Source organism: Edaphobacter lichenicola, assembly GCF_014201315.1.
Lineage (GTDB): Bacteria > Acidobacteriota > Terriglobia > Terriglobales > Acidobacteriaceae > Edaphobacter > Edaphobacter lichenicola_B.
In genome coordinates this window covers 378,236-391,661 of record NZ_JACHDY010000004.1, presented here as the reverse complement: position 1 = coordinate 391,661, position 13,426 = coordinate 378,236, and the positions used below count along the sequence as shown (strand labels likewise).

Here is a 13,426-nt window from a genome sequence, read left to right as displayed (position 1 = left end):
CACACGTAACTATTCGCAATGGGAGATCCGAATGCTGAGAAAACCGCTTTTCTGGATGCAAACTATCGTGAAATCTCGCCTCTTACTTGCCTCAGCGCTCATAGCCTGCGTAACCGGAACTCACGCGCAGGTGAATGGAGTGGGCCAACGACCGTATCTCGGTTGGAGCACCTATAGCCAACAGACAATCACTCCCACCCAGACCTTCCTCACCCAGGACAGCATCATCGCGCAGTCCGACGCTCTGCGGCAGTCCGGCCTGCAGCCGCACGGATACATCTATATCAACGTCGATGCCGGCTGGACCGGTACTTCAGACGCCTATGGCCGTACGCTGTTCGACACGACACGCTTCCCCGACGTCGTCGCGATGATCCAGCATATTCATGCCAACGGGCAGAAGTTCGGCATGTACCTGAACCCTGGCGTCGGCACCGATCAGGTAGCAGCCAATAAGCCAATCCTCGGTAGCCCTTACCACCTCCAGGACATCATCGTGAAGCCGGCGACCATCGCCAACGCCTTCGGCGGAGGCGACAAGATCGACTACGCCAAGCCCGGAGCGCAGGAGTACATCAACTCCATCGTCGACCTCTATGCCTCGTGGGGTGCGGACTTCATAAAACTCGACGCTGTTACGCCAGGCTCCTATAACGACAACACCAACATTGACAATCGCCCCGACGTGGCTGCATTTTCAAAGGCAATTGCGCAGAACAGACGGCCAATCTGGCTGACAATATCCTGGGCGCTCGATCAGGATTACATCGCAGACTGGCAGGCGACCAGTAACTCCAGGCGCATCGAAGGCGACGTGGAGTGCGAGGGAGATTGCCCCTTTCTGACAGAGTGGAATCGCATCCAAGTCCGCTTCCTCGACCTTCCCAGCTGGGAATCAGCCGCGGGACCTACCCTCGGATGGAACGACCTTGACTCCCTTGAGATCGGTAACGACGCGACCGATGGCATCACTCCCCAGGAGCAGCAGACGTCGATGAGCTTCTGGGCTATGGCCAACGCACCGCTCTACATCGGGGGCGACCTGACGAAGATGTCAGCGACAGGTAAGAAGATTCTGGGCAACGACGAGGTGATAGCTGTCGACCAGTCGGGCCATCCCGCGCAACAGATCCGCGCAGGCTTCACGCCAATCTGGGCTTCGAATCTGGGCAATGGCGAATATTACGTCGCTCTCTTCAACCTGAACGCCGCACCTACTCGCGTGACCCTGCCCTGGAGCAATCTTGGCTTCGCCGCCACGCTTACCACGCGAGACCTGTGGAGCCACACAGAGCTCGGACCCTCGCTGCTTGAATACTCGGCCATTCTCCCGGGCCATGGCGTTCGCCTGCTAAAGGTGCGTAGTGTCTTCAACGTCCCTCCATCTAAGTCAACCAGCTATGAGGCTTATCTGGCCACGCTCACCGGTTCGGCCCAGGTCGCCGATTGTCCCTTGTGCTCGGAGGGCAAGAAGGTTGGTTACATCGGTCTCGGCCCGAACAACAACGTTTTCTTCGACGACGTAAAGGTCGATCGCGACGGCGTCTACAACATGGAAGTCGATTCGGCTACGCTGGGCACCCGCTCTTACATCATCAACGTCAACGGAGACCCCGCAATCACGCTCAACTCCAGCGGTGGAAGCGGCAACATTCCTTCCAAGCTGACCATTCCCGTGAAGTTGAAAAAAGGCGACAACAGTATCGAGTTCGGAAACCCGATCAGTTATCCTCCCGATCTCGACCGTATCGTGATCAGTGGAAACGGAACCGCGCCGTATCCTGAGACGCAGACCTACGAAGCGGAACTGGCAACGCTCGGTGGCTCTGCAAGCGCAGGGTTCAACGGCAATGCCTCCGGGCTGGCCAAGGCCGGAAACATCGGCGGAGGGGTCGGAAACAGTGTGACCTTCTCTGATGTCGAGGTGCAATCCGCTGGCACCTACAATCTTGAAATCGACTATTTCACGCAAGGGCCACGATCGTTCTTCGTCACCATAAACGATCAGCCGGCCAAAGAGCTCGACCTCAATGGATACAGCTTTGGCACGCCGACGAGCACTGTTATCCAGGTACAGCTTACGGCTGGCAAGAATCAGATCGTGTTCGATAACCCGTCGAACTACGCACCCGATTTGGACTCAATCACCATTTCGCCGCTAACCTTCTAGTTGGTACTAAACGTTTCGGGCCTCTTCGTAAATAGAAGAGGCCTTTTTTTCGTTTAATGCTTCGTCGTTTTACGGAGTGGACGGCCTGTCGATTGACGAACGATAAGTTCAACAGGAATGTAGAGCTGTCTGCCGGAACCGCCTCGCCCGAGGCGCATCTCCTCTAAAGCTCCGTGACAGCTTTGGGCGATGAGCTTGCGAGAAACGCTCATTGTTGTCAGACTCGGCGATACCAGGTCATCCAGTTCGATGCCATCGAACCCGACTACGGAGACCTCACCTGGGACAGAGATGTTCAGTGTACGTGCTGCCCGAAGAGCTCCCAGCGCAGTCAAATCATTGACTCCAATGACTGCAGTTGGCCTTTCGGCCAGGAGCATAAGGTTGCGCAACTCACGATCTCCTCCGTCAGCACGATAGTTTCCATGGCGGACATACTCATGGCGGACTGTAATTCCGTGCATCTTTAGCGAGGCTTGAAAGGCATCCAATCTCAACTTCGAGATCATGAGCCCCGGCGAACCGCCGATGAAAGCGATCTTTTGGTGTCCAAGGTCCTTCAAATAGCCGACCGCTTGCCTCATTCCCTCCTCATGCATCAAACTCACGTCACTGAAGCTTGGGCCGGTTCGACGGCTATCAATGGCCACCGTAGGAACCTTGCGAAGCGTCAGCAATTGATAGGGCTCCAGTTCGTCGAGCGATGGTAGAACCACAACGCCGTCGACAAGTCTCATTAGTAATTGACGGACCGACGTAAGAGCCCCACCAACACTGGCCTCTGCGTTCGCCAGCAGAACAACCTGCCCGTTGGCTGAGGCTAGCGCCTCAAATTCCCGAAGAAATTCTGAAAAGAATGGGTTGGTCAGGTCCGGAACAATGACACCGATAGCATGACTCTGCCCATACTTTAATGTGCGCGCCGAAATGTTTGGGACAAAATTAAGTTTCGCTACGGCGCGTCGCACCACGAGCGCGGTCTCCTCTGTCACCAGCGAAGAGCCGTCCAAGGCGCGCGAGACCGTGGCTACTGAAACTCCTGCGTGGCTTGCCACATCACGCATTGTCGCAGGCTTTTTAGGACCTGATTTCTCGGCCTTCTGGCGCATGGATTCCGTCTCCGCGACTGCGAAATCTGTCCTGAAACTTCAAATTCGCCACGATCAATCTCCCGCTCAGTCTACGCGATTGTCGAGAGCACCCGACGGAAACATCTGTCGGGAACAGTTTGCGAGGTTGACACACTTCAAAGCGCCGCTATATTGTGAGTTTGCTTGTAACCGGATACATTTTAATTCTAAACAGTCGTCAAGGTGACTAACCCGATGCTTTGACTGCAATCCAGGCGGTCGCAGACCTTTTTTTGAGAGCCTTCATGATTCTGAAGCTGAATCGAACATCCGCGGCATCATTTGTCTTCTCTCTTGTTCTCGCGTTTGCGGTGACCAATTGCATTCGCGCGCAGAGTTCTAACGTGTCCTACGCGAAAACTGTCGTGGTGAACGTCGATTCTAAAACGGGCGAGATCACTCTGCGATGGAGGGATGGAAGCGAGTTAGATGGGCTCACGTCAAATGTAACTCTGACTGACGGACGTCTGCTTACCACTGACGCGTACACAAGGCACAAAGTCATTAACGGCACCCATGAGATCACGATCGAACATACTAAGCTCGGGCTGCCCACCCTGATTCAGCGTGTTTATATCTCAGCCGGAAGGCCGTGGGTAGAGATCCAAGCTGAACTCGATGCCTCGACCACCCCTGTTGCGACTAATCGCTTCGTCGCCGTGCGGGTACAGGGAGAAGGAGCATTTCAGATGGTGCACCAGGACGTACTGCGTGTACTCCACGTACCGTATGACAATGATATGTGGTTTCGCTTCAACGCTGCAGCTCTACAACAACCCGATCAAATTATCACAAGCAACGAGGTAACGACGATCTACGACAACGCAAGCCGTCGCGGCTTTGTTTTCGGATCGTTGACGCACGATGTCTGGAAGACCTCGTTGACTATGCACGCACAGAGCGGGTCGCTGAAAGACATCGAGGTCTTCGGCGGTTTGCAGGGGCAGCTCGGCGAACGGAGCGATACGCATGACTTTGTCGCTCATGGTGTCGTGAGCGGCAATAAGGTGCTGTCTCCCCGCGTGATGGTGGGAGAGTTCAGTGACTGGCGCAGTGGCATGGAAGCTTACGGCAAACGGAACGCCGAACTGCATCCACAGCTCGCCTGGGCCGGTCCGCGTCCATTGGGCTGGAATAGTTGGGCCGCATACGCCGACAAGATCAATCGCCAACGCTACATCGCTTCCGCACAGTTCGTACGCGACAAGCTAAGCCCTGAAGGATTTTCGCGGAAGGTGGTCTACATCAACTTCGATGCGTTTTGGTCTAGTCTCGACGGGGTTGCTCTCGAAGACGCGATGGCCACTGTGAAATCGATGAGATCGAACGACGGCACCGTCTTCGAACCCGGCATCTATTGGACTCCATTCGCTGCCTGGGGCGACGATCCCGACGCATTCGTAGAGGGCACGAATGGAAAGTACCGGTATCGCGACATTCTGCTTAAAGGGCCTGACGGCGCATTTTTGCCGACCGTTGACGGTGGCAAACCTATTGATCCGACCGCGCCGGGCACACGTCTGCGGACGCAATTCTATATCGACACGCTCGCGAAGATGGGCTTCAAGTATCTCAAGCTAGACTTTCTAAGCCACGGCGCACTGGAAGGCAAACACGCTGATCCCGCGATTCAGACCGGAACCGAGGCCTATAACCTGGGCATGCAGGACGTTTTGAAGGCGAACGCCGGGCGCATGTTCTTGAGCCTTTCCATCGCCCCGCTGTTCCCTTCCGGCTATGGCCACGCAAGGCGGCTCTCATGCGACACCAAAGGTCACATCAGCGGCAAAGATCAATCCACAGAATATATGTTGAATGCGTTGACATATGCCTGGTGGACGGACGAAAGTTTGTACATTATCGATCCCGACCACATCCCATTAGGGACCAAGGCCGATGAGGGCGCACGCAATCTCGTGGAAGCTCGAAGCCGCCTTCTATCGACGATCGTCAGCGGAGGCATGATTTTGGATAGCACGCGGCTGGCGGACGATCCTGAGGGGCAAGCAATGGCGTTGCAGGTATATAACAATCGCGCTCTCATGAAGGTAGGCGATGAAGGGAAGGTCTTTCGCCCCGTCGAAGGCGACACAGGGGATGCTGCCGCAAGAGTCTTCGCTCGATCATCCGCACACGGTTATTACATTGCCGTGTTCAATTACGACGACAAGGAGACGCACACCATCCAAGTGAATCTCAATCGCATCGATCCCGAATTCAAGGGCTCTGTTGCACGCGATGTCGCCTCCGGCGTCTCCGCTCCGGTGTCAGGAAGCGACATTCCAGTCGTTCTGACACCCTCCGAGTCGCGCCTGATTGAGGTATCCGGCCCGAGCGAGAGGATACGAGGTGAGAGCAGAGGCGCGAAGAACAAGGTGAGATGAGCATGGAACGCGAGTGGAGTAGAGAGATGTTCCGTATGTCGTGTGAGCGAGCGATCAGCCGTCGCGAGTTCTTGCGCTCAGCCGCGGGCACGGGCACTGCTGCAGCGATGTTCTTTGCATCGCCATTGCGAGCGGCAGCCCTTCCTCCTGCACCGAAGACAATCGTTGTGACCTTTGGTGGCGGAGCCCGAGATGAAGAGACGTTCGCTCTGAAGGTCAACGTTACATTCCCCGTTTGCTGGAAGAACGCTTTATGGCCGCGAGCTCGGCGCAACGGTTGTTCTGCCCAAGCAATTGCTCACCCTCGCCAACGACCACGCCGTCGCCGACTATGACCAGCTCCTTCGGGACAACTACGAGTCGCCTATCGCTTCACCTCTTACAGCCAAACGTCAGGATACGCTGCATGGTATGGCGGAGTTGATGAAGCTTTCGATGGATGATTTCCTGGCACATGCGCGCAAATCGCAAAGCCCGGATGAGTTGTCGCTGTATATCGCGCAGCACGTGATGCAAACGGTAGCGCCTAGCCTGCTTTGGATCACCCTGCATGACATAGACATTGCCCATTCCGGGGCCTTCTCGCTTTACACCGAAGCGATCACCCGCACCGATCGCATCTGCGCGGACCTGTGGAAGACTGTTCAGTGCAGCCCCGAGTACGCGCGCAAAACGAATCTGTTCATACTGCCGGACTTCGGTCGTGACTCGGACATGAGCCCCCGGCGGCAATGGGTTCCAGCACCACCGTACAGGCGACGCACTCTCTCGTACCACCTGGCTTATGGCAATGGGCCCGAACATTCGTCAGAACGTCACAGTCGACCGGCCCGTACAGTCCGTGGACCTGGTGCCTACGCTCGCACATCTGCTTGGCTGCAACGCGCGATTCAGCCGCGGGAACCTGCTGACAGAGGTTTTATTATCTCCTCGTCAGCTTCGCTCCAATCGTCCGACTTCGCGCAATACCCGCCGCAGGCGCGTGATCTTGCTCAACGATATCTGCCCACGTTGACTAGCTTGCCGGTTGCCTTCCTCGCCGTGTTCCTTCGAGAGCTGATGGGCTATGACTGGCAGTTCCCAGTCGAGCGCGCTGAGACAGAGGCGCAGCTGCATACGTTACGAAAGAGGAGCGAGCGTCCCGACCTTCAGCAGACTCTGGCTCGTTTCGAAGCTCTTCCGATCGCCCCATGTTTTCAACGCATTGGATGGGCCGCGCAGCCTTCGCGCGCGGTGGAAGAGATGACAGCATTTCTATGGAGCGCGGAGGCCATGGATGCCTTCATGTAGCCGCAGCAGCTTACGGCGATCAACTCGCGCAGATCCGTATGCAGCGGGAGAAGGTCCGGGATCGACTTTCTATCGTTATTGTCGGCCGGGATGCTCCCGTCGAACAAGATCTGTTTCGTCATCTGCGTCCGCATGGAACCTGCTTCGAAAATGTCCGTGCTACGGGCGGCCTGAAGGCAGTCATGTCGCTTCTGGAGAAGCGTGCACAGGCTGACCCTGTTCCTTATGCCCACTGGTACGTGGACGGTGGACAGACGGAAGATATGCGCGCTCTAACGGGTGTTATCTCCATCTCTTACGGAAGCCTCGCGCCAACGCGGCGCAACTTGCTTCAATATATGGTTACTGCACGCTCGTTAGGCTCGGTTGGTCCGGAAGAGCTGCGCAGCAGGATGATGCAGATGGTGCCGACACAACTCGGCAATTCGCAGGGCGGTTCAGACCAAGTCCTTCGTCACTTCGAACTAAGTATCTTGACGGAAGGGGCCGGCACACAGATCTTCAGCACGACGTTCGTCCAATGGACGGCCCGCGAGTTGCTGCGACGTGCACGTCCGGACACGCTGGTTCTGCGATATGCCCCGCGGCAGGCAGACCGGCCGATGAATGAGTTGATTTCGGTCGAAGATGGCGAACAGGAGCTGGACCCGCGCGGATCGCTGGTTGACGCTGAGATGGGCGCCTACTACACCTGGATCAACCTGAACCGGCTGCAGGGTGAGGAAAACTGCCGGTTCATTGCGTGGCACGAGTCAGGTACAACGGCAATCGTGGTATCTCCTACTCTTGCGAAAGGGACGGTTTCGACACAGTCCTGCGATGTCGAGCAACTTCTTCGTTGGTCGTTGGGGTAAACCACCGAACGATCTTTTCCGAAAGCCGCCTCACTTCCGCAGGGCCGCGCGAATCGTTTCGGCGGCCTGATCACCCATGAAGACCGCGCCTGCGGGTCCAAAATGTACTGTGTCCTCGTAGGTGTCCAGATGCCTCATCATGAGCGCGTGCTGGTCATCAATCGTGATCCCAGCCGAAGAGAACAACGCGAGGGCAATCCGGTTCCGCTCGTTGATTCGCTCATTCGTGGCGCCATTGAAAGCTTGGATCTGCACGGGCGTGATCGTCGCCCAGATCATTGCATGATGATTCGAAGCGATCTGCTCAACGCTGTGCAGCAGATCAGGCAACGCAGCCTTGTACTGCGCCTCTGTGTAGTCCCATCCATGCATACCGTTGTTGAAATGAACCACTTGGAAAACGACATGCTCCATGGCTGCGAACTCCTCAATTTGTCGCGGAAGTCGCGGATCCCCCACTGAGGTGGACACGGCCATGAGATAGACATTCGCGGCCCCTTTCAAGTCCTTCGTAACTTCAGGAAAATAGTTACGCGTGATGGAATCTCCGAGCAGCAGCACGTTTGGAAGAGCCGGATCTGCGCGCAGTGGCCGCACCTCCCACGTCCACTCAATCTCTTCCGGAATGGAAGTCTGTCTCTGAGCCTGGGCAAGCAGCGTCGCTCCGGTGAGCAACGCTGCTATCGCAATGGACCAGTAAATAGCTTTGCGGTTGCCATTATGAGTCAGGTTGCGCAGACGCGTGGATACGTGCAAATCATCCTCCTGATGATAACTGCTCTTAACTTAGCGCACGATCGCTCATGGTTACTTCGTGCGGGTCAAGGTGAATGCCAGCGCCTGAAAATCGCCGCGGAGTTTGAGATCAAGCCCATGATTCATCCAGTACGAGCCGGAAGCGGTGGTGGGCGTTCCGTCGCCAACGTCTCCGGCGATCATGGATAGGGTGTAGGTTGCGTTCTCTTCGAGTCCGCGGAGCTGAAGGAGCGGAAATGGATAAAGCTCGCGGCTGGAATGAAGGAAGGCAAACGTGACAGCTTGTTTGCCATCACGTGAAACAGTCTCCGTGACGGATTGCTCGCTGTTGTTCTCCGGAGTAATCAGCCGGTAGAGAGAACCGCGTTGAACCGTTTCACGAATGGACTTGTATACAGCGACCATCTTCCGGGCCTCGTCCAGGTCTTCGCGCGTCCATTTGTTCAGGTTGGCTCCGATGCCGAGCGACCCCTGCATGGACGACAGGAAACGATACTCGAGTGAGAGTGACCGACTGTTCACCCAGGTGGGTGAGTCCGTCACCCAGGCCATCATCACTCCGGGCGAGTATGCATAGGTGAAGCCGTTCTGGATGAGCAGCCGATCGTAAGCATCAGTGTTGTCCGAAGGCCAGACTTCATCGGTGTAGCGCATGATCCCGAGATCAACGCGGCTGCCGCCCCCGGAGCAAGACTCGATCTCCACCTTCGGATGCTTCTGCCGCAGCTCGGCGAGGATGGAGTAGTAGTTGTTGGTGAAGTCGACGTAGACGTTCTTCTCTGTGTCGGGGGTAACCGCCGGCCAGCCGGGTTCGGACCAGTTACGGTTGTAGTCCCACTTGAGAAAGGCAATGTCGTTCTGTGTGAGCAATTTGTCGAGAAAACTGTAGATATACGCCCGCACATCGGGCCTGGCCAGATTCAACACCAGCTGGTTGCGTCCCTCGGTCCGCGGACGATCTGGGAAGTTCAATACCCAGTCAGGATGATTGCGGTAAAGATCGCTGTTTGGGTTCACCATTTCAGGCTCAACCCAAAGACCGAAATCCATGCCTAACGAGTGCACCTTGTCGATGAGCGGGTTGAGGCCATGGGGAAATTTTTGCTGGTTCACGTACCAGTCGCCGAGGCCGGAATGATCGTTCTTGCGTTCGCCGAACCATCCGTCATCCATCACAAAGCGCTCGACGCCGATGCTTGCAGCTTTTTCGGCGAGCGCCATCTGGCCAGCCTCATTTACGTCAAAGCCAGTTGCTTCCCACGAGTTGTAGAGGACGGGTCGCAGCTTTAGCTTGGGATGGCGAGGCAAGATCGAGTCAATTTCGTAACGATGCATCAGCCGCGATGCACCACCGATGCCGTGGTCAGAGTAGCCTCCATAGAAGTCCGGCGTGGTGAGCTTTTCGCGAGGCTTGAGCAGATAACCGAAGTCGAAGGCATTCGGGCCGCCGGTTACGCGCACCTGTTGGAGTTGGTCCTGCTCCACTGATATCTGCCATGACCCGCTCCAGCCGAGAGCGCCGAACCATACCTCACCTTCATCCTGATCGCCTGCGCCTTTGCGGTCGATGGCGAACCACGGATTATTCTGTGCGCCGGTTGTACCGCGGCGGCTCTCGAGTACGGTTTTACCCGGCTCAATGTGCCGCTCCTGCACGTTCCATTCGCCCGCCCAGCGGCCGGTGAGATAGCGAAGCCGATAGTCGGTGCCACGCGGGAGACTCCATGTGCCTGCTGCAATCTGCTCCACCGTGAACGGAGCGCCGGTGCGATTCTCTACCGTTGCAGAGCGGCGAAGGATTCCCGTCTCCCCATCCGCCTGGTAGTTAAGCATGACGTATACATCGCGCGAGATGTCTTTCATCACGATGGAAAGGCTATCTCCATCGATGCGATGCGAGACGTACTTCAACACAAGGTCCCGGTTGCCGTCCGGGAAGGTGATCTTCAGGTCCGGGTCGACATAGAGTCCGCCTCCCCACCCTACATACTCCTGTGGAGTGACAGTAACTGACGGGTCGAACGATGAAGCCTCCGGCATACTGTGTGCAGCGGCGAAGCGATCGCTTGCAGCGAGATGCCTGCCCCAATAGAGGTTCTGGAGCCCTTGTACTTCATTAATACCGAACACATAGGTGCTGTCAGCGGCATCGATGCGAAACACACCGGAGGTGGAATCGAACTGGATGGTAGCCGGCGTGGTTTGGGCGCTCACGTAGAGGGCGACGCAAGGAGATAAGACCAGTACCAGAGTGGCAATACGTAGCCGTAGAGCCGAAATAGCTGTGCAACAATGCATGAATACAAACTCCTACGTTTGGGTGGGAGAGTCGGAGGCGCCGGGCGCTTGATCGAGGAAGTTCTCCGGCCGCAATCGGACCTGTTGACCGGCTTGCAAATGAATTTGAGTGATTCGGTCGCGATAGCGGACGGGGACTGACCCGCTTCGTCTCGCGCCGATCGTAGCTGAGCTAAGTTTGCCGTCGCGCCATTTCACAGCGACCACATAACCACCTCGTGCGCAGAGACCACGAAAGGCTCCATTTCTCCACGGTGTTGGCAGCGCAGGTAGTAACTCGATCTCGCCCTCTTGAGACTGCAGCAGCATCTCGGCAATCCCGGCGCTTCCAGCAGTGTTACCGTCAATAGCAAAGATGTTCGAATCGGCTCCGGCCACACCCGCGCTGGAGTAGGTCATTAAATTGTCGTCCGCTGCCTTCGCGATGAGGCTTACGAGATACCGGTGAGCCTCTTCGCCTTTTAACAATCGTGCGTAGTAGACCACCAAGTTCGCTCGGCCCCACTCGCTCTGCTCCCAGTGCGGAGCGCTCATCCGACGCTGGATCGTGACTTCGGTTGCACGGGCCAGCGCAGGAGTGTTGCGCGGCGAGATCTGATGCTCGGGATAGAGCGACGTGAGATGCGCGGTGTGCCGATGGTTCGGATCGGCATCCTCAAAGTCTTCCATCCACTCCTGCAATTGCCCATGCCGGCCTATCTGCAATGACGGCAGCTTCGCACGAGCTGCCTCCGCCCGCGAGCGCAGGTCGGCGTCGATCGATAACGTAGCGCAGGCCTCCACGACCATACTGAACAAGGCGTGGACGAATACGCGGTCCATCGTATTTCCCATCGATTCCGAGGCGTGTTGTCCGGACGGAGTGATGTACCAGTTTTCTGGTGAGTCGGACGGTCCAGTCACAAGCCAGCCATGTTTCGGCTCTTCCACCATGTAGGCAAGAAAAAACTCGGCGGCTTCACGGAGTACCGGATACGCCCGGGTGCGGAGAAATTCTGCGTCGCGCGTGAACTCATAGTGTTGCCACATCTGCGTGGCTATCCAAAGGCCGGCCGTCACCACGATGCCCCACCCTATGCCGCCCGGTGCGGTGTAGCCCCACGGGTTGGTGACCGTATGCGCGACCCAGCCGGGTGAGCCGTACATCTCCCTTGCAGTCGCCTTTCCCGCAGAGGCAAGACCTTCGATAAGCCCGAACAGCGGAGCATGACACTCCGAAAGGTTGCAGACCTCTGTGGGCCAGTAGTTCTGTTGGGTGTTGATGTCAAGATGGAAATCGTCGGTCCACCCCATGCCGCTGGCGAGCCCATCGTTCCAGATACCCTGCAATGCAAGTGGGAGAACAGAGTCCGCGCGAGAACCCGCAATCGTGAGATAGCGCCCGTACTGGAAGAAAAGAGCAACAAGCTCCGGGTCGTCGCCGCCGTTCTCAAGAGCCTTGCGGCGTGCGTCTGTTGGCTGCAGCCGCGTGCTCTCGGAGCTTGTACCAAGGTCCAACGACGTGCGGCGATACAGCGGGCGGTAGTCCTCAAGGTGCGCCTGGCGAAGTTGCGCGAACGACTTAGCTGTGGCTCTTCGTAGAACCTCTCGCGATGTCTTCTCTGGGTTGTCTCCGCGAAAGCTCGTGCCAGTGGCCAGCAGAATCGTCACAGCATCCGCGCCGGAAACAGTGATGCCCTGTCCCATCGCGGACGTCGTACCCCCCCGAGCAAGCACCTGGGCTCGAATCTGGATTGCCACCCCGTCATGGCCGCTGCTGTGCTTATGCTCGAAGCAGCTTCCCTTGAGTACTACTGTGTCCTGACCCTCTGTGCTTGTCGTATTTGGGATCTCGCCTTGACTGAAGGTCATGCGAAAGGAGATCGCCCCTCGTTGGCTGGCGGTCAGCTGTACTGCGATTACACCGTCAGCATGGGTTGCGAAGATTTCGCGCATGAATTGGACGCCGCCGCATTGAAACCGAACCGCTGCGATAGCGTCGTCCAGGTTGAGCGATCGTCTGTATTCCACCGGCTGGTCAACGTGCTCGAATGTAAGCTGCAGATCCGGCAGCGGCAGGTTCGTACCGAAGTTCTTCATGCGGCCGGGAAGGTACTTGCTACATAGCGCTTGCGCCTCATCGTACTTGCCTGCGAAGAAGAGCTCACGTATCTCGCGCAGGTGCGGGAGCGCTCCTGGATTGACCTCCCCTGTTGCGGGGGCGCCGGACCACGCTGTCGAATCTGACAACGCAATCCTCTCGTTCTGGATGCCGCCGAAGACCATACCTCCAAGGCGGCCGTTGCCAACAGGCAGCGCCTCGAGCCAGCGCTTTGCCGGCTGCTTGTACCAGAGTTCTTCGGCAATTGCCGTTGAAACCTTCTCCGAAAGGCCTGCGGACGTGTGCTGCAGGGCAACCAGCGCCAGACTACCTTGCATGAAGCTGCGTCTGTCGATACTCAACCGCCTCTCCTCATCTGTTTGACTCCACTCCATCCCAAAGAGGACGATGCCTCCGACCGTCCGAGGACCCCTCCCCGGTCAGAAAACACTCGACTCCGTAAG

Annotated in this window: 8 protein-coding genes; 4 read left to right on the top strand and 4 right to left on the bottom strand. The window is 57.0% G+C overall.

The genetic code is table 11. The annotated features are described in order from the left end of the window. The first annotated feature begins 67 nt into the window (after positions 1-67). A complete protein-coding gene (locus tag HDF09_RS15180) occupies positions 68-2,170 on the top strand; it encodes an alpha-galactosidase D (protein ID WP_311719645.1) in 2,103 nt (700 codons plus the stop codon). A gap of 53 nt (positions 2,171-2,223) precedes the next feature. Here HDF09_RS15180 and HDF09_RS15175 read toward each other — a convergent pair whose 3' ends face one another. Continuing rightward, a complete protein-coding gene (locus tag HDF09_RS15175; RefSeq protein WP_183767787.1) occupies positions 2,224-3,279 on the bottom strand; it encodes a LacI family DNA-binding transcriptional regulator in 1,056 nt (351 codons plus the stop codon). Between the two features lie 266 nt (positions 3,280-3,545). On the opposite strand from HDF09_RS15175, the gene HDF09_RS15170 reads away from it, so the two are divergent. The 3 genes from HDF09_RS15170 to HDF09_RS15160 all read left to right on the top strand — a co-directional run bounded on the left by HDF09_RS15170 (position 3,546) and on the right by HDF09_RS15160 (position 7,828). After that, on the top strand, positions 3,546-5,684 hold the full coding sequence (locus tag HDF09_RS15170) for an alpha-galactosidase (protein WP_183767785.1): 2,139 nt from the start codon (positions 3,546-3,548) through the stop codon (positions 5,682-5,684). A gap of 411 nt (positions 5,685-6,095) precedes the next feature. After that, positions 6,096-6,974 carry a hypothetical protein gene (locus tag HDF09_RS15165; protein ID WP_183767783.1) on the top strand — a complete coding sequence of 293 codons (879 nt, stop codon included), beginning with the start codon at positions 6,096-6,098 and terminating at the stop codon, positions 6,972-6,974. After that, positions 6,941-7,828: a hypothetical protein gene (locus tag HDF09_RS15160; RefSeq protein ID WP_183767781.1), complete on the top strand. Its 888-nt coding sequence runs from the start codon at positions 6,941-6,943 to the stop codon at positions 7,826-7,828. Before HDF09_RS15165 ends, HDF09_RS15160 begins: the two co-directional genes overlap by 34 nt. A gap of 30 nt (positions 7,829-7,858) precedes the next feature. On the opposite strand, the gene HDF09_RS15155 is transcribed toward HDF09_RS15160, so the two are convergent. From HDF09_RS15155 to HDF09_RS15145, 3 genes are read right to left on the bottom strand one after another with little or no spacing between them, the layout of a single operon-like run. Further along, entirely contained in the window at positions 7,859-8,584 is a 726-nt protein-coding gene (locus HDF09_RS15155; protein WP_260181333.1) for an SGNH/GDSL hydrolase family protein, read from the bottom strand. Between the two features lie 51 nt (positions 8,585-8,635). Continuing rightward, complete coding sequence (locus HDF09_RS15150; protein ID WP_183767779.1) at positions 8,636-10,882, bottom strand: alpha-galactosidase; 2,247 nt, start codon at positions 10,880-10,882, stop codon at positions 8,636-8,638. Positions 10,883-10,894: 12 nt separating this feature from the next. Continuing rightward, positions 10,895-13,324: a glycoside hydrolase family 95 protein gene (locus HDF09_RS15145; RefSeq protein WP_260181332.1), complete on the bottom strand. Its 2,430-nt coding sequence runs from the start codon at positions 13,322-13,324 to the stop codon at positions 10,895-10,897. Positions 13,325-13,426 lie beyond the last annotated feature (102 nt).